We start from the raw sequence: 26,027 nt of genomic DNA on the forward strand, positions 1-26,027 counted from the left end.
GGCCGTCCGCGCGGGAAACACGGGTGACTCGGACGGGGGATGTCTGCTGGGCACGCCGCGTTCCTCATCGCTACGCCGGACCGCACCGGGCGGCGGCTGCGGTGGCAGACCGGACACAGTCCTGACGGGTTCGCATGAGCTGTCCCCGATAAAATGGGGGAGTCGGGAACATCCGCTTCGCAGCAGAGGACGAAGCCGTCCGCCCGTCGGCGGGCCGAAGCGGCCGACCGATCTGGAAGGGCACCGCCATGGCCAAACAGATCACCTACCGCAGAGTCTACGAGGAGACCGCGCCGAAGGACGGCAAGCGCGTGCTGGTCGACCGGGTCTGGCCCCGAGGCATGCGCAAGGAGGACGCACATCTGGACGAGTGGCTGCGCAGCATCGCCCCGTCCAGCGAACTGCGCAAGTGGTACGGCCATGAGCCCAGCCGCTTCACCGAGTTCCGCCGCCGCTACCTCGCAGAACTGCGCGATGCCGGGCACCGCGAGGCGGCTGAACATCTGCGTGACCTGGCGGCACACGACAAGCTCATGCTGCTGACCGCCACCAAGGATGTGGACCACAGCCAGGCCGCTGTCCTCGCCGAGTGGCTGACCAAGAGCCGGTGACCATCACGCGGGACACCAGCGGTGACGGTCACCTCATCCCGCGCCAACTGGTCCGTGGCAGAACGCGAACCGGGTACGGGTGACCGTCTCCGCCGCACCGTGATGATCCGCGGCACGTTCGCCGACATCCGGCTGCGCAACCTGCCCGCCCCGGCACCGAGGACGGCCTCACCTGCCACCTGTCCGACGAGCAGCAGACCAGCTTCCTTGACGCCGCCCTGCGCTACGCCGATGAGGGCGTACCGCTGCTCGTCATCGCAGGGAACGAATACGGCTCGGGCCTCCAGCGACCGGGCCGCCCAGGGCACCGCCCTGCTGCGCGTGCGCGCTGCTCGCCGAGTCGTACGAGCACATCCACGGCTCCAACCGCATAGGCCTGTGCGTCCTGCCCCTGCGGTTCGCCCCCCGGGCAGAACCGCGAATCCCTCGGCCTGGCCAGGCGGGCGGCCCGCTCGGCCAGGTCGCCCAGTCCATGTCGATGTCCTGGCCGCGGCACTCGACCAGCCCATCGGTGAACAGCAGCAGGGTGCCGGCGGGCGGGAAGGAGTGTTCGTGGCTGAACCGGGAGACGGGCGCGTCGATGCCCAAGGGGATCCCGTCACGGGTGGGTGCCAGGTAGCGCGTGCCGCCGTCGGCGCCGACCAGCAGCGGCGGCAGACGCCCCGGCGTCCCTCTCCACGGCCGCGCTCGATGCGGCCGAGCACCAGGGTGGCCGTGGGCGGATCGGCGAACGTCAGCGTGTGGTCCAGCCTTGACATGATCAGGTCGGGCGGTCCGTCCCGGTCGAGGGCGATGGCTCGCACCATGTTGCTGATCAGTCCCATCAGCGGGGCGGCCTCGACGTCGCGGCCGGTCACGTCACCCACGACGACGCAGGTGGCGCCGTCGGGCAGAGCCATGGCGTCGTACCCCTCGCCGCCCAGCCTGAGCAGTTCGGAGGCGAGTTCGTACCGGGCCGTGGCCGTCGCCGGCGCAACGCCCCTTCCCTGGGCTTCATGTCCTCCGGCTACAGTTCCAGGACCGGCCACCCGCTGCCCGCCGCACAGCGCGTGGACGACATCCTCGCCTCCTGCGCGCGGAGCGGTGGCCGGCCGAGGCATGGGCGAAGGCGCTGAAGTTCGACGAGGTGTCCGTGGGGGACGACTGATGACGGCTGTCCCGGGGCGCCGAGTGAGCCGAGGGTCGTCAAGCCGGTCACTCGCCTCAGGCAACCCTGTTGTTCCTCCTCCTGACCGCCGCGCCGTACGCGTCATGGCTGACCGGTGCAAGCCCGAAGCCCTCCTGGTCGGGCAGGTACCGGGTGATCCTGAGCCCGGGCCTGTCTGGATCAGGCCCACCGCAACGACCGTCAGAGCTTCGTAGAAGGCTCCTTCTTGTCGGCGTCGGCGGCTTGGATGCCGTGTGCGAGGTCTCCAGGTCTGTCAGCGATCTCCTGTGTCTGGTCGCGGTGAGCGGCGGGTGCATCGTCTGCTGTGACCGACCCGGCCGGTCCGAGGGCAGCGGAGGCGCGCCCTTGCGTGCACGTCCTCCGCTGCCCTGCCTCTGGCGATTGACTCGGCGCTCCCAGTTGCCCGCTGTCTGGTCGGTGACTGGTCCGGAAGGGCGGGGAATTCCCAGCCCAGCGCCGACTTCGAGCGCCCTAGAAGAATCCAAGCTTCTTGGGCGAATAGCTACAAAGAACGTTCTTGGTCTGCTGGTAGTGCTCCAGCATCATCTTGTGCGTCTCGCGCCCGATTCCGGACTGCTTGTATCCGCCGAACGCCGCGTGTGCCGGGTAGGCGTGGTAGCAGTTGGTCCACACGCGGCCGGCCTGGATCGCGCGGCCCGCCCGGTAGGCGGTGGTGGTGTCCCGGGTCCACACGCCCGCTCCGAGCCCGTACAGCGTGTCGTTCGCGATCTTGATGGCGTCGTCGAAGTCGTCGAAGGAGGCCACCGAGACGACCGGGCCGAAGATCTCCTCCTGGAAGATCCGCATGCGGTTGTCGCCCTCGAAGATGGTCGGCTGGACGTAGTAGCCGCCCTTCAGTTCACCGTCGTACTCGATGCGCTCACCGCCCGTGAGGACCTTCGCGCCCTCCTGCCGGCCGATGTCCAGGTAGGAGAGGATCTTCTCCAGCTGGTCGTTGGAGGCCTGGGCGCCGATCATCGTGTCGGTGTCGAGCGGGTGCCCCGGCTTGATCTGCCGCGTGCGGGCCACCGCCGCTTCCAGAAAGTCCGCGTAGTGGCCGCGCTGGATCAGCGCCCGGGACGGACAGGTGCAGACCTCGCCCTGGTTGAGCGCGAACATGGTGAAGCCCTCAAGCGCCTTGTCCCGGAAGTCGTCGTCGTGCGCCCACACGTCGTCGAAGAAGATGTTCGGGGACTTGCCGCCGAGTTCGAGGGTGACCGGCTTGATGTTCTCCGAGGCGTACTGCATGATCAGCCGCCCGGTCGTGGTCTCCCCGGTGAACGCCACCTTCGCCACCCGCGGACTGGACGCCAGCGGCTTGCCGGCCTCGACACCGAAGCCATTGACGATGTTCAGTACCCCCGGCGGCAGCAGGTCCGCGATCAGGCCGACCCAGTAGTGGATGGACGCCGGGGTCTGCTCGGCCGGCTTGAGGACGACCGCATTACCCGCGGCGAGCGCCGGCGCCAGCTTCCAGGCCGCCATCAGGATGGGGAAGTTCCACGGGATGATCTGCGCGACGACCCCGAGGGGCTCGTGGAAGTGGTACGCCACCGTGTCGTCGTCGATCTCGCTGAGCGAGCCCTCCTGCGCCCGGATCGCCCCCGCGAAGTACCGGAAGTGGTCGATCGCCAGCGGGATGTCGGCCGCCAGCGTTTCCCGGACCGGCTTGCCGTTCTCCCAGCTCTCCGCCACGGCCAGCGGCTCCAGATGGGCTGCCATACGGTCGGCGATCTTCAGCAGGATGTTGCTGCGCTCCGCCGCCGGCGTACGGCCCCACGCGGGCGCGGCCTCGTGTGCCGCGTCCAGTGCCCGCTCGACGTCCTCCGCGGTACCGCGCGCGATCTCGGTGAACGGCTGCCCGTTGACCGGAGACGGATTCTCGAAGTACTGCCCGCGCACCGGCGGCACGTACTCCCCGCCGATGAAGTGGTCGTAGCGCGCCTGGTAGGAGACGATCGCGCCTTCGGTGCCCGGCGCCGCGTAACGAGTCATGCTGGTCTGCCTCCCGGTGCAGCGCTGCCCGCCGTTGGGCAGCTGTCGGGCGCGAGGCTAGGCAAGCCGACGTTGCAAGTACGTTGCGTCGCAGGCCGGCGGGGACAGCCGGGTGCTGGGTGCCGTCAGTTCGGTCTCCAGCGCCGCCAGCCGGGCCCGCACCGGGGCCGTGGGCCGCACCGCGGCGAGCGCCCGCCACACCACCACGTCGTCCTCACCCCAGGGCGCGTGCACCCAGTCTGCCAACAGGTCCGGGTCGCGGTGCGCGATCAGCGCCGTGCGCAGCCCGTCGGCGAGCCGCTCCCGCAGCAGTACGATCGCCGGCGCCTGCGAACCGGGCAGCAGCGGACCGGTGTACGCCTCCGCCGCCACCGTCAGCGCCCCCGCCTCCAGCCGCCGCTCCACGACGATGACGTCCGACTCGACCGCGGCCGTGAGCCGGTACGGCCGTGAGGCGAGCAGCCCCGGCCCCAACAGCCTGCGCAACCGGGCCAGTTCGGCCCGCAGGGTCACCGGGGTCACCGACTCGTCCGCGTACAGCGCACACAGCAGCTCGTCACCGCTCAGCCCCTCGGGATGCTGCGCGAGCAGAACGACGATTTCGCTGTGCCGGCGGCTGAGCCGGGTCCGGCGGCCGTCCAGGACGAGTTCGGCCTCGTCCCGGCCCAGCGCGCTGAGCATCGGCGTGTCCGTGCTGCTCCGCGGCGGCGCGAGCAGCGCGAGCTGGGCCTCGGCGGCCCGCGCCACCGCCTGGACGAACCCGAGACTGTGCGGATGCGCCAGCCCGTCACCACCGGTGATGTCGACGGCGCCCAGCACACGGCCGGTGCGCGGATCGTGCACCGGAGCGGCCGCGCAGGTCCACGGCTGCACCCGCCGTATGAAATGCTCCGCGGCGAACACCTGCACCGGCCGGTCCACGGCGACCGCGGTACCCGGCGCGTTGGTGCCGACCGCGGTCTCCGACCAGCGCGCCCCCGGCACGAAGTTCATCCCGTCCGCCCGGCGTCTCGTCGCCCGGTGGCCCTCGACCCAGAGCAGCCTGCCGTGCGCGTCGCACACCGCCAGCAGATGCTCGCCGTCGGCGGCGAAGGTGCCCATCAGTTCACGGAACAGCGGCATCACCCGGGCCAGCGGGTGCTCCGCGCGGTAGGCGCCGAGATCGCCGTCGGCCAGCTCCACCTTGGCGGCGCCGTCCGGTCCGACACCGGCCCGGGCGCTGCGCCGCCACGACTCCGCCACCACCGACCGCACCGGGCGGGGCACCGTACCCACGGTGGTGAACGTCTCGTGCGCCCGGCGCAGCGCACGGACCCGCTCGGCGGGGTCGGTCCCCGGCTCCAAGGCCAACCACGGATCGGTCAACTCGGCCTCCCCGGACGGTGAAAGGGCGGTGGTACGGCTGGGACCATCGTCACTCGCAGTGTTCTTGCGGACAACCTGTCCGGCGTTGGTTCGGCTTGGTTTCGGCGCTCTCCGCTAGGCGAAGTTGACCAGTCGGATGTAACGCACCCAGTCCCAGTACGGCCCCGGGTCGGTGTGGTCGGTGCCCGGCACCTGGTAGTGGCCGATGATGTGCTCCCGGTCCTTGGGGATGCCGTACGTGTCGCAGACTGCCGCGGTCAGTCTGGCCGACTGCTCGTAGAGGGCGCTGGTGAAATAGGACGGCTGGTCCACCCACCCTTCGTGCTCGATGCCGATGCTGCGGGTGTTGTAGTCCCAGTTGCCGGCGTGCCAGGCGATGTCGGCCTCGTGCACACACTGGGCGACGTGCCCGTCCGCCGAGCGGACCAGATAGTGCGTGGACACCTTCTTCGCCGGGTTGGCGAAGATCGCCAGCGTGTTGGCGTACGTCTCCTGAGTGACGTGGATGATCACACGGTCGATCGCATAGCTGCCGGGCCGGTCGGACGACGTGTAGTTGGAACTGCTCGCAGGCTGCCACTCGGCGGGCGGGTAGTCGACGGGCTCGGTCTGTGCGCCGGCCCGCGGATCCGGGAGCAGCGTGTAGGGGATGGCGGCGAGCGCCGCGCCCCTCAGGAGCCGGCGTCGGCTGAGGAGCGACGCGGCCGGGCGGGCCGGGGGTGTTGGCCGTGCTGGTTTGTCCGGCTCTGCCGGGCCGGCCGGATCCTTGTCCATCGTCGGATGCCTTTCAGGAGTCGTGAAGAGCGGGGAGAGGCCGGTCGGGGGCGGCGCCGGTGTCAGCCGCGCAGTGCTCGCGCGGTCTCCCGCAGCCGCGCGTGCACGCCGCGGTATGTCTCGCGCGTGGGCAGCCATTCCTTACGGAGCTTGGCCACACACGTGTAGTTCGTGTCGCACACGTTGGCCAACGGTGATTCCACCGCTTGGGTTGCGAATTGGTACGCGTCCGGCTCACTGAATCCGTAGTCACGGACCAGCCAGCGCACCAGGTCGAGCTGCGATATCCGGAACGCGTCCTCCAGCGGGCGGGCCGAGCCGGTCGAGATGAGGTGCGTGTCGGACTCCAGCCGGGGCCACGGGGTGGCGACGTCCTTGAGGAGGTCCACGATCGCCACGGTGTTCATGGCGCACTCCACGGCCACCCCGCAGGTTTCGCCCTCGCCCTGCCGGGCGTGACCGTCACCGAGGCTGAGCAGCGCGCCCTCGACGTTGACCCCCAGGTAGCAGGTGACGCCCGCCCGCATCTCGGGCGTGTCCATGTTCCCGCCGTGCGCGTCCGGTACCAGGGCCGAGCGCACCTCCAGGTTGGCGGGGGCCACGCCTACCGTGCCGTGCATCGGGTCCATGGGCAGCTCCACCTCGATGTCACTGTCACGTGCCTGGAACAGTGCGGTGCGCCGAGCGCGGTCCAGCTGCCAGATCCACACCCGCTCCGCCAGCGGGGGCTGGAGTGTGGCCGTCGTGTGGGTGGAGGTGAGCGCACCGAACAGCGGCACCGTCGTCGACGCCGCCCAGTCGCGGGCCGGTTCGATCGACACGAAGTGCACGGCCACGGTGTCGCCGGGCTCGGCGCCCTCGATGTGGAAGGGGCCGGTCTGCGGATTGAGGAACGGGAACTCACAGACCTCGGAGACGAGATCCTTCTCGGAGCGGACCCGTCCGGCGAAGCAGTCCTCCGTGAACAGGTCGAGCACCGTGCCCGGCGCGATCCGGGCGACGGGCGCCGCTCCGCCGAACGTCCAGGCGTACTGGTCCGGTTCCGGGCGCACGGTGAGGATCCGGGGTTCGGTCATCGTGGCGGTGGTCCCTTCTGGCAGGATGCGGTCGTGAGAACGGGGAGCCGAGGAGGCTTCTGCCGGTGAAGAGAAGCGGCCCGTTGCGGGTCAGCCGGGCACAGTCCCCTCCTGCCGGTGGCCACCCGGGTCGTACTGGTCGAGGTGGACCCGCGCGGTCTGCGCTATTCGCTCGGGGTGACGCCATATCAGCAGGAGCAGCACCGCCACGCCTGCCGCCATCCAGACGCCGACGACGGGACCGGCGTAGGACACCGGAGCCGTCAGCGCGGTCACGAAGTCGAACACCGGGAGGCCGGCGGCCGTCAGCAGGGCCGGGACGAACGCGGCGATGCCCAGCAACGGGAAGAGCAGATGCCGTACCGGCTTGATGGCGGCCCGGCCGGCCCGCAGGAAATGGCCCGCGCAGGCGAGGTTCACGACGATGTAGACGCCGACCAAGACCGTGACGATCACGGTGGCGAGGAGGAGGAACGCAGTCATGGAGTCATAGGCGAAGCCGAGCCCCAGCACGGCTCCGACCGCCACGACCGTCTGCGCCGCGACACCGGCCACGGGGGAGCGGTGCCGGGGATGGAGGGTGGCGAGGAGGCCCGGCAGGACGCGGATGCGGGCCAGGGCGAAGGCCGTGCGGGTCGAGACGTTGGCGCACGCGTTGGCGTTGGCGATCGTGGAGTTGATCACCGCCAGGAACACCAGCACCCAGAAGAGGCCGAACGAGGCCCGGGCGACGCCCTCCCACGACGCCGCACCCGACGCGCCGAATTTCGCGAAGCGGTCCGGGCCGTAGTAGACGGTCATCGCATAGGTCGTGATCACATAGAACAGGCCGATCCCCAGAGCCGCTCCGAGCACCGCGCGGTGCATGGTCCGGCGGGGGTCGCGGGTCTCCTCGGCGAGCGGCGCCGCCGCCTCGAACCCGGCGAACGCCAGGACCGTGTAGACGGAACCGGCGAACACGCCGCCGAACCCGGCGTAACCGTCAGCGGTGTGTGAAGTGCCGAACACCGACAGAGTGTTGGCGCTGCCCGCCTTGCCGATGAGCAGGCCCGCGAACACCAGGAGGACGACGATTTCGAAGATGCCGAGGGCGGTCCCGAAGCGGGCCGAAGCCCGCACGCCGAGGTAACCGGTGACGGCGATCACGACCGCACCCGCCAGGGCCCAGGGCCACCACAGGCCGGCCGGATACGAGGACCACTCCCCGTGCAGTGTGCCGGCCGCCGTGAAGCCCAGTTGCAACAGCAGCAGGGGCGGGACGAGCATTTCCACGAAGACGTAGCCCCAGCCGACGAGGAAGCCGACGGCCGGGTGCAGCCCCCGTGCCGCGTATGTGGCCACAGAGCCCGCAGCCGGTAACTCCCGGGCCAGCTCGGCCACGCACGACGCGGTGAACAGGCAGGCCACCAGCGCGATCAGTACCGCCAGCGGCAGGCTGCCGCCCGCGAACGCGGCGCCGGACGGGATCGACGCGGCCACCGCGGCGGCCGGCGCCATCGCCGTGACGCTCTGGAACAGCACCTCGCGCAACCCGATCGCGTCGCGTCGCAATTCCCCGCTCGTCTCCCCGTGCATACCCGTCCCCCGATACGTGTCGGCCCACTGCCACCCGACGTGTGTGAAAGACCGTCATCTCGCCGGCGCGCGCCACCGTCCATGACGGCCCGCCGGCAGCGCCTCGCGTGAATTCACGGTACGGCGCGGGCGGGTCGGGCAGAAGGGTGCGCGGGGGATCCGTGGACAGCTCGCCGCCTGTGGAAAACTCGGCCACTCGATCGGGTGATTTCAGGGCATCGACGGGGGGAGTACGGGCCGTCGGAAGCCCACGAGCAGCCTCAGGACCGCTCCGCCACGACCGCCGGATCGTCCAGCACGGACCGGACGACCGAGTGCGCCGCACCCAGCAGCGGGCCCTCCGGACCGAGCCGGGACACGGACACCGGGCAGGCCGGGCCCGCCGTACGGCCCGTCAGCTCCGTCTCCAGGGACGGCAGCAGCCAGGGGGAGAGGCCGGCCAGGGCGCCGCCCAGGACCACCGTCTCGGGGTCGAGCAGATTCACCGCCCCGGTCAGCGCGATGCCGAGCGCGGCGCCGGCGTCGCGCAGGGCCGCCCGCACGCTCTCGTCGCCCTCCTCTGCGCGCCCCGCGAGCAGGCCCACCCTGTCCTCGCGCGGCTCCAGTCCCGCCGCACGCAGCACCGCCTCCTCGCCCGCATACTGCTCCAGACAGCCGCGGCCGCCGCACGGGCACCGCGGCCCGTCCGGCCGTACGGGCACATGACCCAGCTCGCCCGCGAAGCCCCGGGTCCCGCGGAGCAGTCCGCCGTCCACGACGACCGCGGCGCCGATGCCGATCTCGGCCGACACATGCAGGAAGTCGCGCGGAGTTTCCTCACCGAGCCACAGCTCCGCAAGGGCGCCGTAGTTGGCCTCGTTGTCCACGGCCAGCGGCCACTCGCCGGGCAGCAGGGCGCCGATGTCGGTGTCGTGCCAGTCGAGGTTCGGGGCGCGGACGACCGTACGGCCGTCCCGGGCCACGAGTCCGGGGACGGCGACGGCGAGCCCGGCGGGCCACAGTTCCTCTCGCTCCGCCTCGACGACGACCTGGCGCACCAGTGCCGTCAGCTCCGCCGTCACCGCCTCAGGCGCCCGGCCCCGGTTCGCCCCGCGCCGCACGGCCCGGGTGCGGACCGTGCCGCGCAGGTCGACCGCGCACACCGCGAGGTGGTCGACGCCGATCTCGGCGCCGATCCCCGCCGGACCGCGGCCGCTCACCGCGAGCGCCGACCCGGGCCGGCCCACCCGGCCCGGCCGCTCCGGGCCCAGCTCCTCCAGCAGACCCCACCGGATCAGCTCGTCCACCAATGTCGACACGGCCGCCCGAGTCAGCCCGATGCGTGAGGCGACCGCCGCCCGGGACAGCGAACCCTCGGCGCTGACCGCGTGCATCACGCGGGCCAGATTGCGCCGGCGCATGCCCTGCTGGGTGTCCGGCAGGGCGCGGCCGGTGCCCGGCGGGCGTGCCTTGTGCAGCGGTGCGGTCATGCCTGCGTCAATCCTCGGTGTCCGCCGCCCGACGTCACGCCTGCGGCCCGGTGTCCGTCCCCCGCGCCAGCAGCGGGGCCGCGTCGGAGAGTACCCCGCTGATCCTCTCCAGCGTGGCCTCGTCCCGCTCCACCGCCTCCAGCACCGGGCCCGCGGCTGTGTTCCAGCGACGCGCCACCGCGGCCGGATCCTCGCCGGTGAGCAGCCCCGCGGCCTGCGCTGCGGCCCCGAGGGCGACCAGTTCCCGGGCCTCGGGCACCTGGACCGGCCGTCCCGACAGCCGCCGTACCGTCTGCTGCCAGGCCGTTCCCCGGGCCCCGCCGCCGATCAGCAGCAGCGGGGTGCTGCGGTCCGCGTCCTCGTCCAGGACCAGGTCGAGAGCCCCGAGCAGCGCGTGCACGGCACCGTCGTACGCGGCCTGGAGCAGCTGGCCCCCGGTCGTGTCGTGGCGCAGGCCGTGCAGCAGCCCGGAGGCGTGCGGCAGGTTCGGGGTGCGCTCGCCGTCCAGGTACGGCAGCAGGGTGACCGAGCCGCCCGGCTCCACCGCCTCGCGCTCCAGCCCCAGCAGCGCCGCGACGCGGTCCACGGCGAGCGTGCAGTTCAGGGTGCAGGCCAGCGGCAGCCAGTCCCCGTGCGCATCGGCGAAGCCCGCCACCGTGCCCGTCGGATCGGCCGGGCGGTGCGTGGAGACGGCGTACACCGTGCCGGACGTGCCGAGGCTGAGCACCGGGGTGCCCGGGCGCAGACCGAGACCGAGCGCCGCCGCCGCGTTGTCGCCGGTGCCAGGGGCGACCAGTGTGCCCTTGGAGAACGGCAGGTCATGGCTGTCACGCACGGTGCCGGCCACCTCGCCCGGCCGCACCAGGCGGGGCAGCAGCGCCGGGTCGAGACCGATGTGCGCGAGGGTCTCCTCGTCGTAGCCTTCCGTTCCGGACGCCCACCAGCCGGTGCCTGAAGCGTCGCTGCGGTCGGTGGTGCCCTGCCCGGTCAGGCGCTCGGTGAGGTAGTCGTGGGGGAGCCGTACCGCCCGGGTCGCGCGGACCGCCTCCGGCTCGTGCTCGGCCAGCCACGCCCACTTCGTGACGGTGAACGACGCGCCGGGCACGCTGCCGGTGCGCTTCGCCCAGGCCTTCGGCCCGCCCAGTTCGTCGACCAGCCGGCGGGCCTGCGGCGCCGAGCGGACGTCGTTCCACAGCAGCGCCGGACGCACCGGCTCGCCCCGCTCGTCCAGGGTGACCAGGCCGTGCTGCTGGCCGCCGACCGACACCGCCGCCGCTTCGTGCGCGGCGTCACCGCACTGGCTGAGCGCCTCGCACAACGCGTCCCACCATTGACGCGGATCACTCTCCCGGCCCGCGCCCGAGGACACGGTGTGCGGCGCCTGGCCACTCGCCACCACCTGCCCGGTCGACGCGTCGACGACCAGCGCCTTCGTGGACTGGGTGGATGTGTCCACGCCGACGACGAGCGGACCCTCGGCTGCTGACATCGGGCTCTCCTCTTCCGCGGATGTGCGGTATCTGCATCTTGTCTCTTCCCAGCGGTGCGCGGGCATACTAATTTGTAAACGGCCATGACGAAATAGTCGCAACGCAGCAAGGAGCCGCGGCATGAGCTACCAGCCCACCCCCGAGGACAGGTTCACCTTCGGCCTGTGGACCGTCGGCTGGCAGGGAAGGGACCCGTTCGGCGACGCCACCCGACGCGCCCTCGACCCGGTCGAGACGGTCCAGCGCCTGGCCGAGCTGGGCGCCCACGGGGTGACCTTCCACGACGACGACCTGATCCCCTTCGGCGCCTCGGACACCGAGCGCGAGTCGCACATCAAGCGGTTCCGGCAGGCCCTGGACGCCACCGGCATGACCGTCCCGATGGCCACCACCAACCTCTTCACACACCCCGTCTTCAAGGACGGCGCGTTCACCGCCAACGACCGCGACGTACGCCGCTACGCGCTGCGCAAGACCATCCGCAACATCGACCTCGCGGTCGAGCTGGGCGCCAAGATCTACGTCGCCTGGGGCGGACGCGAGGGCGCCGAGTCCGGCGCCGCCAAGGACGTACGCGCGGCCTTGGACCGCATGAAGGAGGCCTTCGACCTCCTCGGCGAGTACGTCACCGCCCAGGGCTACGACCTCCGGTTCGCCATCGAGCCCAAGCCGAACGAGCCGCGCGGCGACATCCTGCTGCCCACCGTCGGACACGCCCTGGCCTTCATCGAGCGGCTGGAGCGCCCCGAGCTGTACGGCGTCAACCCTGAGGTCGGGCACGAGCAGATGGCCGGCCTGAACTTCCCGCACGGCATCGCGCAGGCCCTGTGGGCGGGCAAACTGTTCCACATCGACCTCAACGGCCAGTCCGGCATCAAGTACGACCAGGACCTGCGGTTCGGCGCGGGTGACCTGCGGGCGGCGTTCTGGCTGGTCGACCTGCTGGAGAGCGCCGGCTACGCGGGTCCCCGGCACTTCGACTTCAAGCCGCCGCGGACCGAGGACCTCGACGGCGTGTGGGCGTCGGCGGCGGGCTGCATGCGCAACTACCTGATCCTGAAGGAGCGTTCGGCCGCCTTCCGGGCCGACCCGGAGGTCCAGGAGGCGTTGCGTGCCTCCCGGCTGGACCAGCTGGCGCAGCCGACCGCCGCCGACGGCCTGCAGGCCCTGCTCGCCGACCGCACGGCCTTCGAGGACTTCGACGTGGAGGCGGCCGCCGCACGCGGCATGGCCTTCGAACGGCTCGACCAGCTGGCGATGGACCACCTGCTCGGGGCGCGTGGCTGAACGGCCCCACGCGCGCGTGCCGTTACCGGGGCGTGAGAAGGGGCCGGGGGCGAACGGCGGTGACGTGAGCCGCTCGCTCCCGGCCCTCATCGAGTTCCGCGGAGCCGCCGGAAAACCGGTCACAGCCCCTCGGGCCCGTGCCGGGTCAAGCGCCTTCGCCCGCGCGGAGACCTGCACGCGCGAAGGCAGTCCGGCGACGACAGTCAGAATTCGTTGTCCACCGCCGACTTCGTGCCAGACGGCGCCACGGCCGGAGCGGCCTCCGGGTCCGTGCCGGTACGAGCCACGGTGAGAGCGGCGGCCGGGTCGTCGTCCGGCCCGCTCACCGGGATCCAGTGGCCGGCCTCGGCGCGATACGGCCACCAGCGGCCGTCGGCGTCCAGGCGCAACTGAACGCCTTCGCCGGCCACGGTCCACCGGTTGCCGCTCCGGTCGAACGACGGCTCCTCGCCCTCCTCCCAGGCCGCGTCCAGCACCACGCGTGCGCGTGCGAGCGCCGCGCCTTCCACCGGCCGCTCCTCGTCGAGCACGGCCAAGGCCACCGCACCTCCGGCGCGCCAGGCCCGGACCGCGGCCGTCAACCCTTCGCGGCTGCGCCCTGACCCTTCGGCGAGCCGCTCGGTGACGGCACCGACGGGCGCTTCGCAGGCAAGGCGTACGGCGTCCTGTGCGGCGGTTGCAGCGGTTGCGGTGGTGGTGGAGCCGCCCTGCGGGTCGCCGCGAAGGATCTCGGCGAGCAGCCGGTATGCCTCCACGGCAGTGCGGCCCGCCAGGTGCCCCAGAGCCACAGGATCGATCGCGGGTGGCGCTGCCGCACCGGTGTCGAAGGATGGCGGCGTGCCGGGCGTCCGGGGCAGCCCGGGCAGCTCGGGCAGCGGTGGCAGGATGTCCCCGGCCGCCCACGCCCGCGCCGCGTCCACACCCTCGGGTCCGGGCGGGGTGACTTCGGCGTGGGGTGCGGTACTGCGCACCTGCAGCTCCGTCAGAAGCACATCCCTTTCCCGCCCGCGCAGCAGCAGGAGCAGCAACGGATCGTCGTCCAGCAGACGCGCGACCTGGTGGCACAGCGCTGCCGTGTGTCCGCAGTGGTCCCACGTTCCGCAGTCGCAGGCGGGCTCCAGCTCCCCGAGGCCCGGCAGCAGCTCGATCCCGCTCACCGCGGCGTCCTCGATCAGGTGCCGGGGAAGCTCCCGGTCGAACAGCGCGGCCATGTGCCCGGCCTCCTCCACGGCCAGGTCCAGGAACCGCGCCCACTCCTCCTCGGACAGCACCGGCACCAGGACGTCGGCCCGGTGGGCGGCACCTCCGGGCTCCCGTACGACTGCCGTGACCCGGCCCGGACGTACGGTCGTCGCGCCGACGCCGCCCGCGCGCGCGAGCCGGCGTCCCGCCTTGACCGCCGCGCCGTCCAGGGCTGCGTCCTCCAGGGCCCGCAGCCAGGCGCGCCCCCACCAGCTCCGCGCGAATCCGCCCCCACGCACCGGGGGTTGCGCGGCGAACGTGCGACCGGCCACGCGCGTGTGCTCGTCGTCGTAAGGGCTCATCGCGCCTCCCCGCGCAGTTCCACCAGTGCCGCCAGCTCCGCGTCCGTCAGCTCCGTCAGCGCCGTTTCACCGGTGGTGAGCACCGCGTCCGCCAACTCCCTCTTGCGGGCGAGCATGTCCGCGATCCGGTCCTCCAGAGTGCCCTCGGCGATCAGCCGGTGGACCTGCACCGGACGGGTCTGCCCGATGCGGTAAGCACGGTCGGTCGCCTGCGCCTCGACCGCGGGGTTCCACCAGCGGTCGTAGTGCACGACATGCTCGGCCCGGGTGAGGTTCAGGCCTGTCCCGGCGGCCTTCAAGGAGAGCAGGAACACCGGCACTTCACCGTCCTGGAAACGCCGTACCAGCGTCTCGCGCGCGGGGACCGGGGTCCCGCCGTGGAGCAGCAGCGACGGCACGCCGCGGGCGGCCAGATGGCGTTCGAGCAGGCGGGCCATGCGCACGTACTGCGTGAAGACGAGCACGCCCGAACCCTCCGTGAGGATCGTGCCCAGTAGTTCGTCCAGCAGCTCCAGCTTTCCCGAACGGCCGGCGAGCCGTGGATCGTCCTCCTTGAGGAACTGCGCCGGGTGATTGCAGATCTGCTTCAGGCCGGTCAGCAGTCGCACGATCAGGCCCCGGCGGGCCATGGGGTCGGCAGCCGCGATCCGGTCCAGCGTCTCGCGGACCAACGCCTCGTACAGGCCTGCCTGTTCGGGCGAGAGAGGGACCGGGCGGTCGCTCTCGGTCTTCGGCGGGAGCTCGGGGGCGATGCCGGGGTCCGACTTGCGCCGTCGCAGCAGGAACGGTCGCACGAGCTTCGACAGCCGCTGCGCGGCGGCCGGGTCGAGGCCCCCCTCGACCGGCTGCGCGTACCGGGCTCGGAAGGCGCCGAGGCGGCCGAGCAGGCCGGGGGTCGTCCAGTCGAGGATCGCCCACAGCTCCGTGAGATTGTTCTCCACCGGAGTGCCGGTGAGGGCCACGCGCGCGCGTGTGCCGAGGGAACGCAACGCTCGCGCGGTCGCCGAGTAGGGGTTCTTCACATGCTGCGCCTCGTCGGCCACGACCAGGCCCCAGGGCACCCCGGCGAGCCGTTCGGCGTCCAGACGCATCGTGCCGTACGTCGTCAGCACGAACTCCCCGGCCGCGACGGAGCCGAGATCGCGCGCGGGCCCGTGAAACCTGCGCACCGGCAGGCCCGGGGCGAACCGCTCGATCTCGCGCTGCCAGTTGCCGAGCAGGGAGGCCGGGCAGACGACGAGCGTGGGACCGGCGGCCGAGGCATCCGTCTGCCGGTGCAGATGCAGGGCGATCAGCGTGACCGTCTTGCCGAGACCCATGTCGTCGGCCAGACAGCAGCCCAGACCGAGGGACGTCATGCGCGCCAGCCAGTCGAGACCGTGCAGCTGGTAGTCCCGCAGTGTGGCGGCGAGGCGCGGGGGCGGTCCGACGACGCGCACCGGTTCGCTGTCCGTGAGCCGTTCCCGCAGCTGCTCCAGCCAGCCCGTCGAGCGCACGCCGACCTGCTGTGCGTCGGCTTCCGCCGAGCCCGTCAGAGCGGCGGCCAGCGCCTCGACGGCCGTGACGGGACGGTCCTGCCGCATCCGGGCGCGGTCTGCCTGCCGTGGGTCGACCAGGATCCACCCGTCGTGCAGCCGCACCAGGGGCCGCTCGGCCTCCGCCAGCCGGTCCAGCTCCGCCCGGGACAGCTCCCGCCCGCCCAGCGAAAAGCCCCACGAGAACGCGACCGTCGTGTCCGCCGACAGGAGCGCCGAGGGAGCCGGGGCTTTTCCGGGACCGGCCGTGCCGTCGTCCCGCGGTCCGATCGTCGCGTGCACGGTGAGGTCGCGGGACAGCTCCCTCGGCCAGTGCACGTCGACCCCCGCCGCGGTCAGCGCCCGGGTGCCCTCGCCCAGCAGTTCGACGATCTCGTCGTCGGCGAGGTCCACAGCGTCCGGTACGGCGGAGGAGAGCAGCGGCGTCAACGGCGGCCAGGCGCGGACAGCGCGGCGCAGCGCCAGCAGCGCGTCCGCACGCGCGCGTGCACCGTACGTCTCGTGCGTGTGCCCGGCACCGGTCCACAGGCTTACGGCGTCCAGGACGTCCGTCGCCCCGCTCGGACCGTGCACTTGCAGTACCGCGCGAAACCGGACTCCGCCGTCGTCCCGCGCGGTGGCGTCCTCGTCGAGACCGGAGATCTCCATGCGCAGCGACAGCCTTACGCCCGCGTCGTGGCCGGCGGCGATGTCGTCCGCCCAGGCCCGCAGCTCGGGCAGGCGCAGCGGCTCGGTCGCCGCGTACGCGGGGCCGCCGGTCACCAAGGGGGCCGCGGGCGAGCGCGGGAGTACGTCGGCGAGCGCGTCGAGGAAGGCGCGCAGCAGCCGCTCCGGGTCGGGCAGCCGGGTCGGCTCCGCGGCCGTGAGCGGTACCGCGTGAGCCTCCGGTGGCATGGCGGCGGCGAGTTCGCGGACCAACTCCGCGTCCCGGGCGGACAGTGGGCCCACCCGCCAGGCGTCGTGATCGCCCGGGGAGAGACCCGGCAGAATCAGGCCCCGCGCGAGGAAATGCAGGGCCAGTTCCCAGGCGGCGCGCCAGAAATGGGCCGAGCGGTGCCCCTGCGACAGCGCACGCGTGCGCGTGAGCATCGACAGGGCACTGGGTATGGGCAGCAGAAGCGCGGTCGTACGGACCTGTTCGACACTGCCGTCCGCCGCGGGCAGCGCGATGTCCAGCTCCGCCGCGCAGCCGTCGGCGACGGCGGGCAGGGCTTCACCGTCCCAGCGCCAGAAGGCGAACCGGCCCGCGCGAGCCGGGTCGGACGGCAGGAACACGGCGCAGCAGCAGGCCAGTTCGGCCAGTTCGGAGGGCGGTTCCGTGGGAAGAGTCTGCACAGGGATGGCGCACTCCTCAAATTTGACTACCTGTCTCGGAGTCGCCGAGGGTACAGGAAACGCCCAGCGCAACCCCTCATGCCGATGCCGTGATCCGCGCCACTTCACAATCTGTTCGACCGGTGGCCGTCGTCAGCGGACGACATCGCATCGCGCGGCCGACAACGGGCTCGTGGCGGAGCGGTACTGCGAGCAGAGCCCAGGCGCGACCATTAGGGGGCGGGCCTCGGGGATGTCTCAGGGTCGGGGCCCGGAACCGCGGGGAGCCCGGGGCCGTTTTCTGAGCAGAGAGCGGCAGTGGCCGCGAAGGAGGCGACGCTCATGTCCAAGAACGCGAAGATCGCTGCTGGAGGTGTGGCGGTCGGGCTGATCCTGCTGATATGGCTGCCCTGGTGGGTGGCGTTCCTGATCGTGGTCGGAGTCCCGGTGGCCGCGTATCTGGCCCTGGACCCCTCACAGCGGCGCAGGCTCCGCAGGGTGACGCGCAAGGAACTCGGCCGCTGAGGCGTTCGGCGGCGGACGGTCCACCACACCGGCTCGCACGGATGCCGGCGGCAGGAGCGGGTTGCACGACCCCCCGGCACGGCCCTGACGGCCCCGTGGCCGCGCTGTCCCGCAGCGCGGCCACGGGGCGGGTGAGCGCGCGACCGGTGGCAGCCGAGGGCTGCCCGGTTTCAGCTCGGCCGGACAGCCATCTTGTCGAGGGCTTCCAGCAGCCCTGGCAGCTCGGGGCCCCGGCCCACCGGCAGCACCTCGCCCGGCTCGTCGTCCAGCAGGACGAACGCGATGTCGTCGGTTCGGGCCACGAGCGACCAGCCGGGGCCGTCGGCGCGCAGCGTCCGGGCGTCACCCGGGGCGAACGACGAGCGCACCCGGCCGAGCGGCGGCGGCGAGTCGACGTAGGCGCGCGCCTCCGCGAGCACCCGCCGGACCCCTCGGTGGCCACTGTGCGGCACGTTTCCGCCCTCCACCAAGGGCTCGCCGGTCTCCTCGGTCTCCCTGCTCTGCCGGGAGGCTTCCGCGGCCTTTGCCGACGGGCCTGATGTGGTGAACTCCTCGTCGTTGATCTGCTCCCGCCATGCCGCCCATTGCAGAGCGATCTCGTCGGCGCCCAGACGGCGCTGGGCCGGCCCCCAGATGCCGGTGTCCGGAGGGCTCAGCGGGGGGCCGTCGGCCACGTCGGGAGCGGGATCGTGCGGTGCAGGGACGCCGGGTGCCGCGACGGCGACCGCCAGGGGCCAGCCGGGCAGGGCGGCCACGACCGCGCGCTCGTCCGGCGACAGCTCGTACTCCATGCCGCAGTCCCAGGACGCGATCGCCACGGCGACCAGCGAGACGTCGTCGATGACGACCGTCCAGCGGGCACCGGCGTGGTCCTGGCCCAGCACCAGGCCGTACCCGTCGGCACGGGGCGCGAGTCCCAGTGCGGCACATGCCTCCGGATAGTCGTCGCCCAGAACGCTCGGAAACTGCGCCGGCGTCAGCAGTACCGCCGTCAGCACGTACAGCGCATCGTCTGCGGCGGCGACGGCCTCATCATCCGTCCCGGCCATCCCAGCCTCCCAGTGGTTCGTCCAACGGCGCGCACCCTAGTGCGAGCGGAAGCCCGTTGTCACGATCCTCACACCAAGCGGAGCTGCAGGTTTCCGCCTGGACGGGGGCGAAACGTCCATGATGGACGCACGGTGTCCGGTGGCGTGTGGACGGCCTGAGGAGAGCACGGATCCCAGTACCACTGCCTCGAACACTTTGTGCGCACGCCCCTCCCGCTGCCCTGATCGAGCCCAGAGCCGCCGTCGCCGACGATTCACGTACCGTCACTCACCGTAGAGTTGACTCTCCTTCGGGAGAAAGGAGGACGGCAGGGTGAAGCGGTTCGAACGGCTCGGCAGGATCCGCCGACTGGACCCGGTGGCGGACGCGGTGGAGATCTACCAGCTGAGTACGGCCTTCGAGTTCCCCTGGGACTACACGCGTGCGCTCGAACTGGCCCTGTACCGCACCTATGCCGTGCCGAGCATCGGCCGGCTGCTCGCCGAGACGGCGGAGCTGACCGAGCGCACGCAGAAGCGGTACGACGACACGGTGCTGCTCCTCGACACCATCGTGGAGCACGGCTTCGCCGCCGAGGAGGGCCGCACGGCGATCCGCCGCATCAACCAGATGCACCGCAGCTACGACATCAGCGACGACGACATGCGCTATGTGCTGAGCACCTTCGTCGTGGTGCCCAGACGATGGATCGACGCCTACGGATGGCGGCGGTTGTCCCGGCACGAGATCGTCGCCGCGACCGAGTACTACCGCACCCTGGGCCGGCACATGGGCATCCCCGGCATCCCCGGGACCTATGAGGAGTTCGAGGCACTCCTCGACGCCTACGAGCGGGACCACTTCGGCTGGGACGAACAGTGCCGGCAGGTCTCCGACGCCACCCTCGACCTGATGGCGTCCTGGTATCCGCGCCCGCTGGCACCGGTGCTGCGTACGGCGACCCTCGCCCTGCTCGACGAGCCGCTGCTGCACGCCTTCCGCTACACGCCGCCCGGCGCGGCCACCACCGCACTCGTGCGCCGCGCCGTACGCACGCGTGGCCGGCTCGTCCGGCTGCTGCCGCCGCGCCACGCCCCGCACTTCGCCCGCCAGAACCGGGAGATCAAGGGCTACCCGAACGGCTACCGAGTCGACGGCCTGGGTACCCGCCCGGTCCCCGGACTGAGTGGCTGCCCGGTACGGCACAGGGACCCCTCGGCGGCCGAAGCGGCTGAAGCGGCCGAGTGAGGCGAGGGCATCGCGCAGCCGGCGCCGGCAGGAAGGCCGGCCGGCGCCGTGGCACGGCTGCCCGGCGGACCGGCCCCACCGGCGGTTCTCAGCCTGCGCGGCACGGCGCGAGGGGTGTCCGCATCGGCGTGCCGCTCAGTTCTCGCGCGTCGCGAGCGCGAGAAAGCGCGCGTCCTCGTCGACGTACGACGTCATGCGCCATCCCGAACGGGCCAGGAGCGGACCGAGTCTGGCCTCGGCGCGCAGGTCGTCGGGGGTGACCTGGCGGCCCTGCCGGGCCGCGAGGGCGGCCCGCCCGATGGGGTGGAAAAGCGCGAGCGTGCCGCCCGGCCGCACCACGCGCGCCAGTTCCCGCAGGTTGTCCACCGGGTTCGGCAGGTGGGCGATCAGACCGGCCGCGAAGACGGCGTCCAGCGTCTGCGGCCGCAGCGGCAGTGCGGCGACGTCGGCGAGCAGTAGCCACCCGTCCCGCTCCCGGCCCGCCCGCACGGCGGCCTGGAGCATCTCCGGCGTCAAGTCGGCACCCAGCACCACCCCGGAGGGGCCCACGGCGGCCCTGAGCGGCGGCAGGGCACGTCCGGTGCCGCAGCCCGCGTCCAGCACGCGGTCACCCGGCCGCAGCCCGAGGTCGTCCACGGCGGCCGCGTAGGCGGGGCCGTCGTCGGGGAACCGGCTGTCCCAGTCGGCGGCCCGGGCGCCGAAGAATTCCTGCACATGTGTGTGGTCGTCGCTCATGTTCCGCATGATTCCTCACCGTCACGAGGGATATGTAGGCGCACATGTTCGGGCCGGACCCGATCGTTCCGTCGCATCCACCTGTCATATTCCACCAGCTTTCGAAATGCGCCCCCTATGTGCGCCCGTGCCCCCTAGCGTCCCTTGGCCATGGGACACCTGGACCACGCCGCCTTCGGCTGGCTGACCCCCGTGCTGTCATACGTGATGGCCTGTACCGGCGCCGCACTCGGACTGCGCTGCACCGTCCGCGCGCTCGCCACCACCGGCCGCTCGCGCCGCAACTGGCTCGTCACCGCGGCCTCCGCGATCGGGACGGGCATCTGGACCATGCACTTCGTGGCCATGCTCGGCTTCCGCGTCAGCGGCACCGACATCCGCTACGACGTGCCGCTGACCATCCTCAGCCTCCTCGTCGCCATGGTCGTCGTCTGCGCCGGCGTCTTCGTCGTCGGCTACAGCCGCGCCCGCAACCGAGCGCTCCTGATCGGCGGACTCACCACCGGGCTGGGCGTCGCCAGCATGCACTACCTCGGCATGGCGGCGGTCCGGCTGCACGGAGACGTCCGGTACGACCCCGTCCTCGTCGGACTGTCGGTGTTGATCGCCGTAGTAGCGGCGACAGCGGCCCTGTGGGCCGGCCTCAACATCAAGTCGCCCCTCGCGGTCACCGTCGCCTCCCTCGTCATGGGAGCGGCCGTCAGCAGCATGCACTACACCGGGATGTTCGCGGTGAGCGTGCATGTGAACCCCTCCGGCGAGGCCCTGCCCGGGGCCACGGCGATGCAGTTCATCTTCCCCCTCGCCGTCGGCCTCGGGTCCTATCTCTTCATCACCTCGGCCTTCGTCGCCCTCTCACCCACCGCCGACGAGCGTGAGGCGTCCGCCTCCGCCCAGCGGCCCGTCGAAACCGTCGCCCGTTAGCGGGAACCCGGCCCGAGCGCCCCGACCCCACGTCCCGAGCGAGGAGGCCATGCGCCCACCCCGTACCTCCCCGAAAGCCGGTGCCCCGGAACGCCCTCCGCGGGGCCGCCGTGCGCACGCCGGACCGCCGGCCGCCGAGGGCACCGACCGCCTCCTCAGCGCGTCGCCGACCACGGCACGCGCGCGCGTGAATCGCCGGCACCTGCGCCCTCGTACCGTGCGCGCCAAGGTGGTCAGCCTGCTGATGGTGCCTGTGGTCTCCCTGCTCGCGCTGTGGGCGTACGCCACCGTGAGCACCGCCCAGGACGTCGCGAGGCTGCGCCAGTCCGAGCGGGTCGACGCCGAACTGCGCGCCCCGGTGGCCGCGGCCGCCGCCGCCCTGCAGGCCGAGCGCACCGCGGCCGTGCGCCACGCCACCGCACCGGGCGCGGACGACGGCAGCGACCTCCAGGGCCTCGCCGCCCGCACCGACCGGGCCGTCGCCGCACTGCGGCTCGGCAGCGACAGCACCGTCGCCGACAGCGAGGAACTGCCCGCCGCGGTCTCCGGCCGCCTCGACGCCTTCGTCACCGGCGCCGAGCGGCTGCGCACGCTGCGTACGGCCGTACTCGACAACAAGGCCGGCTGGGACACGGTGTATACGCAGTACACGAAGACCATTTCAGCGGCCTTCGCCGTGGACGGTGCCCTCACCGGCATCCAGCAGGCGGACGTCGGCTCCGACGCGCGCGTACTGCTCGAATTCTCCCGGGCCGCCGAGGCACTGGCCCAGGAGGACGCATTGCTCAGCGGCGCGCGGACAACGGAGGGTCTCCGAGGCGAGCGACTGCGGTTGTTCAGCGCCGCTGCCGCCGCGCGCCGCAGCCTCACCGAGACGGCCGTCGCCGATCTGCCCACCGCCCAGCGCGCTGCCTGGCGGGACCTGGCCGACAGCGGCTCCTACGCCTCACTCGGCAGCGCAGAGGACAAGATCGTCACCGCCGTGCCGGGCGCCAGGCAGGCCGGCGCGGCTCCGCAGGCCGTCTGGAACGCCGCCCACGCACGCGTACAGGACGGAATGCGGGACATCGCGACGGACACGGGCCGGGCCGTCGCCGGCCGCGCCGATCCGGTCACGCGCGGTCTGCTCAGCCCCGCCGGTGCCGCCGTGCTTCTCGGCCTGGCCGCCGTCGTCGCCTCGCTGGTCATCTCCGTCCGCATCGGACGAGGGCTCGTGGTCGAGCTCGTCAGCCTGCGCAACGACGCCCTGGAGATCGCCCGTCGCAAGCTGCCGGAAGCGATGCGCAGACTGCGCGCGGGCGAGGAACTCGACATTCAGGCGGAGGCCCCCGCGGGACCACCGGCCGAGGACGAGACGGGCCAGGTCTCGGAGGCCTTGACCACCGTCCACCGGGCGGCCCTGCACGCCGCCGTGGAACGCGCCGAGCTCGCCAGCGGCATCTCCGGAGTCTTCGTCAACCTCGCCCGCCGCAGTCAGGTGCTGGTCCACCGTCAGCTCAGCCTTCTCGACAGCATGGAACGCCGCTCCGACGATCCCGACGAGCTCAGCGACCTGTTCCGTCTGGACCACCTGACCACCCGGATGCGGCGCCACGCCGAGAGCCTGATCATTCTCTCCGGGGCGGCACCCGGCCGGGCCTGGCGCATGCCCGTCTCGCTCACGAATGTCGTACGCGCCGCCGTATCCGAAGTCGAGGACTACGCGCGCGTGGAGGTGCGCCGGCTCCCCGAGGCCCACGTCATCGGTGCCGCCGTCGCCGACCTCACCCACCTCCTCGCCGAACTCGTCGAGAACGCAGCCCAGTTCTCTCCGCCCCACACGCGCGTGCGCGTCACCGGCGAGCCCGTCGGCAACGGCTATGCCCTGGAGATCGAGGACCGGGGTCTAGGCATGAGTGCCGAGACCCTCGCGGAGGCCAACCGGCGCATCGAACAGTCCGAGGCCCTCGACCTGTTCGACAGCGACCGGCTCGGGCTCTTCGTGGTCAGCCGGCTCGCCTCCCGGCACGACGTCAGGGTGCACCTGCGGACTTCCCCGTACGGCGGCACCACCGCCGTCGTCCTGCTTCCCACGGCTCTGCTCCACCGGGGCTCGGCCGACACCGCGTCCCAGCAGAACGAACAGGCCCACGACGAGCAGGAAGGCGCGTACGCGCACGTGCCCGGCACGACTCGGCGCCAGGAGACCGCCCTCGCACGGCCGGACCGTCCCGCCCTCGCGGCCACCGCTCCCGGCCCGCACGACACGCCGGAGGGGCCGGAACGGAACGACGTGGTCAGCGAGTCGGTACGACACGGCATGAGCCACGAGACCCCGCCCCCCGGAGTCACCGCCTTGAGGCCGCACCGCCCGCCACACGACTCCGAGCCCTCCGACGACCTCCCACGCCGTGTGCGCCAGGCGAGCCTCGCCCCTCAGCTCCGGCAGCAACGGCCCGAAGAGCCGGCCCCGGCACGCACGCGTGGCGAGGACCGGCGCACCCCCGAACTGGTGCGGGACCGCATGACGGCCTACCGCGACGGCTGGGCGCGCGGCGGCGGCAGGCAGTCCGGCCGCGGTGCCGCCCCGGAACCCGAAACGGCCAGTGACAGCAGCGAAGGAGACCCGGCATGATCCAGGACCCCAACACGAGGGCCGGGCAGCGATCCGGCGAACTGGACTGGCTGCTCGACGACCTGGTGACGCGAGTGAGCGAGGTACGGCATGCCGTCGTGCTCTCCAACGACGGGCTGGCCGTCGGCGCCTCCACGGCCCTCGCGCGGGAGGACGCCGAGCATCTCGCCGCCGTAGCCTCCGGTTTCAACAGCCTGGCCAAGGGTGCGGGACGGCACTTCGGAGCAGGCGGTGTGCGGCAGACCCTGGTCGAGATGGACGACGCGTTCCTCTTCGTGGCCGCCGCGGGTGACGGTTCCTGCCTCGCCGTGCTCACCGCCGTCACCGCCGACATCGGCCTCGTCGCCTACGAGATGGCGCGCCTGGTCAAGCGGGTCGGCGAGCACCTCTACACGCCACCTCGTGTCAGCGCACAGCCGCCCGCGGCCGGATGAGCCGGAAGGCCGGTACCGATGACCGAGAACCCGATGGACGGCCCGCCGGAGCCGGGCAGCCAGTGGTACGACGGCGAGGCCGGGCCCCTCGTCCGCCCGTACGCCATGACCGGCGGTCGCACCCAGCCGGGGCCCACCGCGGTGCGCTTCGACCTGATCGCCCTTGTCACCCTCGTCCCCGAGTCCCCGGCGCTCGACGACGACACCCCGCTCGGCCCCGAACACCGGACTCTGATCGAGCTGTGCCGCACGGAGACACAGTCCGTCGCCGAACTCGCCGCGGACGCGGATCTTCCTGTCGGCGTGATCAGGGTGCTCCTCGGGGACCTCCTGGAACTCGGCTGTGTCTCCGTCAGCCGCCCCGTACCCCCGGCGCACCTGCCCGACGAGCGGATTCTGCGCGAGGTCATCGATGGATTGCGAGCGCTGTAGATGACCATGCCGAGCAAGACGAACGCTCTCCCGCATCCCCATCCGTGCGCACTGTGCCACCGACCGTACAGAAATCGGTCAGATCAGGTTCATTTCGTTCCAACCAGCCGCGTAGATGCCTCATTTGTCATGATGTCGACTTCACACCCGAAGTGTGCGGACGCCGGCTGCAACCGGTCCACCCGAGAGAAGTGATCATGGTCTCCGAGCACTCCGACGCCACCGGCGACACCACCGCGCTGGCGCTGAAGATACTGGTCGCCGGCGGATTCGGCGTCGGCAAGACGACCCTGGTCGGGGCCGTCAGCGAGATCCGGCCGCTACGTACCGAGGAACTGCTCAGCCAGGCAGGGCAGTTGGTCGACGACACCGACGGTGTGGACCAGAAGGTCACCACCACCGTCGCCATGGACTTCGGGCGCATCACGATCCGCTCCGGCCTGTCCCTCTACCTCTTCGGCACCCCCGGACAGGACCGGTTCTGGTTTCTCTGGGACGAGTTGTCGCAGGGCGCCCTCGGTGCCGTCGTCCTCGCGGACACCCGGCGCCTGGAGGACTGCTTCCCCGCCGTCGACTACTTCGAGCACCGGCGCATCCCGTTCGTGGTGGCTGTCAACTGCTTCGCGGGCGCCCGCGCCTACGGCGCCCACGACGTCTGCCGCGCTCTTGACCTCGACCGCGGCACCCCCGTGGTGCTGTGCGACGCGCGCGACCGGGACTCCGGCAAGGAAGTCCTGATCCGGCTCGTCGAGTACGCGGGGCGGATGCACATCGCCCGGCTCCTCGACTCGGTCGGCTGAGCCGGCGGGAAAGTGGACTGGTTGCCGGTATGTGTGCCGTCCGGGACGAACGCCCGACATCACCCGTCGGTCATCTTCTGCGC

The 26,027-nt window shown here is 72.0% G+C and carries 20 protein-coding genes and 3 pseudogenes; 10 read left to right on the plus strand and 13 right to left on the minus strand.

All coding sequences use genetic code 11. The features are described from left to right. Positions 1-248: 248 nt before the first annotated feature. A complete protein-coding gene (locus LE548_RS23670; RefSeq protein ID WP_225098948.1) occupies positions 249-611 on the plus strand; it encodes a DUF488 domain-containing protein in 363 nt (120 codons plus the stop codon). A 99-nt stretch (positions 612-710) separates the two neighbouring features. Continuing rightward, positions 711-1,045: pseudogene (gene acnA, locus LE548_RS23675) on the plus strand (aconitate hydratase); the annotation flags it as partial. 52 nt (positions 1,046-1,097) lie between these two features. Here the strand turns inward: acnA and LE548_RS46570 are convergent. From LE548_RS46570 to xylB, 9 genes and pseudogenes are all read right to left on the minus strand, one after another. Further along, positions 1,098-1,268, minus strand: a pseudogene (locus tag LE548_RS46570) (SpoIIE family protein phosphatase); the annotation flags it as partial. A 26-nt stretch (positions 1,269-1,294) separates the two neighbouring features. Beyond that, positions 1,295-1,510 (minus strand): annotated as a pseudogene (locus LE548_RS46575) (SpoIIE family protein phosphatase); the annotation flags it as partial. 740 nt (positions 1,511-2,250) lie between these two features. Then, complete coding sequence (adh, locus tag LE548_RS23685; protein WP_225098949.1) at positions 2,251-3,774, minus strand: aldehyde dehydrogenase; 1,524 nt, start codon at positions 3,772-3,774, stop codon at positions 2,251-2,253. A gap of 57 nt (positions 3,775-3,831) precedes the next feature. Further along, entirely contained in the window at positions 3,832-5,139 is a 1,308-nt protein-coding gene (locus tag LE548_RS23690) for a GAF domain-containing protein (protein ID WP_225098950.1), read from the minus strand. Between the two features lie 114 nt (positions 5,140-5,253). Further along, on the minus strand, positions 5,254-5,913 hold the full coding sequence (locus tag LE548_RS23695) for an N-acetylmuramoyl-L-alanine amidase (RefSeq protein WP_225098951.1): 660 nt from the start codon (positions 5,911-5,913) through the stop codon (positions 5,254-5,256). A 62-nt stretch (positions 5,914-5,975) separates the two neighbouring features. Then, the gene (locus LE548_RS23700) at positions 5,976-6,989 is read right to left on the minus strand and encodes an acetamidase/formamidase family protein (protein ID WP_225098952.1); all 1,014 of its coding nucleotides are present in this window, start codon (positions 6,987-6,989) and stop codon (positions 5,976-5,978) included. A gap of 90 nt (positions 6,990-7,079) precedes the next feature. Then, positions 7,080-8,564 (minus strand): APC family permease, encoded by a 1,485-nt coding sequence (locus LE548_RS23705; RefSeq protein WP_225098953.1) that lies wholly within the window; start codon positions 8,562-8,564, stop codon positions 7,080-7,082. Between the two features lie 260 nt (positions 8,565-8,824). Continuing rightward, complete coding sequence (locus LE548_RS23710) at positions 8,825-10,033, minus strand: ROK family transcriptional regulator (RefSeq protein ID WP_225098954.1); 1,209 nt, start codon at positions 10,031-10,033, stop codon at positions 8,825-8,827. A gap of 34 nt (positions 10,034-10,067) precedes the next feature. Beyond that, entirely contained in the window at positions 10,068-11,522 is a 1,455-nt protein-coding gene (gene xylB, locus LE548_RS23715; RefSeq protein WP_225098955.1) for a xylulokinase, read from the minus strand. Positions 11,523-11,643: 121 nt separating this feature from the next. Here xylB and xylA point away from each other — a divergent pair, with 121 nt between their 5' ends. Then, positions 11,644-12,810, plus strand: a complete 1,167-nt coding sequence (xylA, locus tag LE548_RS23720; RefSeq protein ID WP_225098956.1) for a xylose isomerase — start codon at positions 11,644-11,646, stop codon at positions 12,808-12,810. Between the two features lie 203 nt (positions 12,811-13,013). Here the strand turns inward: xylA and LE548_RS23725 are convergent, their stop codons facing one another. Both LE548_RS23725 and LE548_RS23730 read right to left on the minus strand, forming a co-directional pair. Then, positions 13,014-14,354, minus strand: coding sequence for an SWF or SNF family helicase (locus LE548_RS23725; protein ID WP_225098957.1), 1,341 nt, complete (start codon positions 14,352-14,354; stop codon positions 13,014-13,016). Further along, positions 14,351-17,224, minus strand: coding sequence for a DEAD/DEAH box helicase (locus tag LE548_RS23730; protein ID WP_225098958.1), 2,874 nt, complete (start codon positions 17,222-17,224; stop codon positions 14,351-14,353). Before LE548_RS23730 ends, LE548_RS23725 begins: the two co-directional genes overlap by 4 nt. 321 nt (positions 17,225-17,545) lie before the next feature. Between LE548_RS23730 and LE548_RS23735 the strand changes: the two genes are divergently transcribed. After that, positions 17,546-17,728, plus strand: coding sequence for a hypothetical protein (locus LE548_RS23735; RefSeq protein WP_225098959.1), 183 nt, complete (start codon positions 17,546-17,548; stop codon positions 17,726-17,728). 170 nt (positions 17,729-17,898) lie between these two features. Here the strand turns inward: LE548_RS23735 and LE548_RS23740 are convergent, their stop codons facing one another. After that, positions 17,899-18,777, minus strand: a complete 879-nt coding sequence (locus LE548_RS23740) for a hypothetical protein (protein WP_225098960.1) — start codon at positions 18,775-18,777, stop codon at positions 17,899-17,901. Between the two features lie 313 nt (positions 18,778-19,090). On the opposite strand from LE548_RS23740, the gene LE548_RS23745 reads away from it, so the two are divergent. Beyond that, positions 19,091-20,005, plus strand: coding sequence for an oxygenase MpaB family protein (locus tag LE548_RS23745; protein ID WP_225098961.1), 915 nt, complete (start codon positions 19,091-19,093; stop codon positions 20,003-20,005). Positions 20,006-20,140: 135 nt separating this feature from the next. Here LE548_RS23745 and LE548_RS23750 read toward each other — a convergent pair whose 3' ends face one another. Next, positions 20,141-20,740: a class I SAM-dependent methyltransferase gene (locus LE548_RS23750; protein WP_225098962.1), complete on the minus strand. Its 600-nt coding sequence runs from the start codon at positions 20,738-20,740 to the stop codon at positions 20,141-20,143. Between the two features lie 150 nt (positions 20,741-20,890). Here LE548_RS23750 and LE548_RS23755 point away from each other — a divergent pair, with 150 nt between their 5' ends. The 5 genes from LE548_RS23755 (at position 20,891) to LE548_RS23775 (ending at position 25,944) form a co-directional block, all read left to right on the plus strand. Beyond that, positions 20,891-21,664, plus strand: coding sequence for an MHYT domain-containing protein (locus tag LE548_RS23755; protein WP_225098963.1), 774 nt, complete (start codon positions 20,891-20,893; stop codon positions 21,662-21,664). Between the two features lie 49 nt (positions 21,665-21,713). Then, a complete protein-coding gene (locus LE548_RS23760) occupies positions 21,714-24,278 on the plus strand; it encodes a nitrate- and nitrite sensing domain-containing protein (protein WP_225098964.1) in 2,565 nt (854 codons plus the stop codon). Next, positions 24,275-24,712: a roadblock/LC7 domain-containing protein gene (locus tag LE548_RS23765; RefSeq protein ID WP_225098965.1), complete on the plus strand. Its 438-nt coding sequence runs from the start codon at positions 24,275-24,277 to the stop codon at positions 24,710-24,712. The genes LE548_RS23760 and LE548_RS23765 overlap by 4 nt, the downstream gene beginning before the upstream one ends. A gap of 18 nt (positions 24,713-24,730) precedes the next feature. Next, positions 24,731-25,144: a DUF742 domain-containing protein gene (locus LE548_RS23770; RefSeq protein WP_225098966.1), complete on the plus strand. Its 414-nt coding sequence runs from the start codon at positions 24,731-24,733 to the stop codon at positions 25,142-25,144. Between the two features lie 197 nt (positions 25,145-25,341). Next, a complete protein-coding gene (locus LE548_RS23775; RefSeq protein ID WP_225098967.1) occupies positions 25,342-25,944 on the plus strand; it encodes an ATP/GTP-binding protein in 603 nt (200 codons plus the stop codon). Positions 25,945-26,027 lie beyond the last annotated feature (83 nt).

Source organism: Streptomyces sp. CoH27 (assembly GCF_020181035.1).
Taxonomy (GTDB): domain Bacteria; phylum Actinomycetota; class Actinomycetes; order Streptomycetales; family Streptomycetaceae; genus Streptomyces; species Streptomyces camelliae.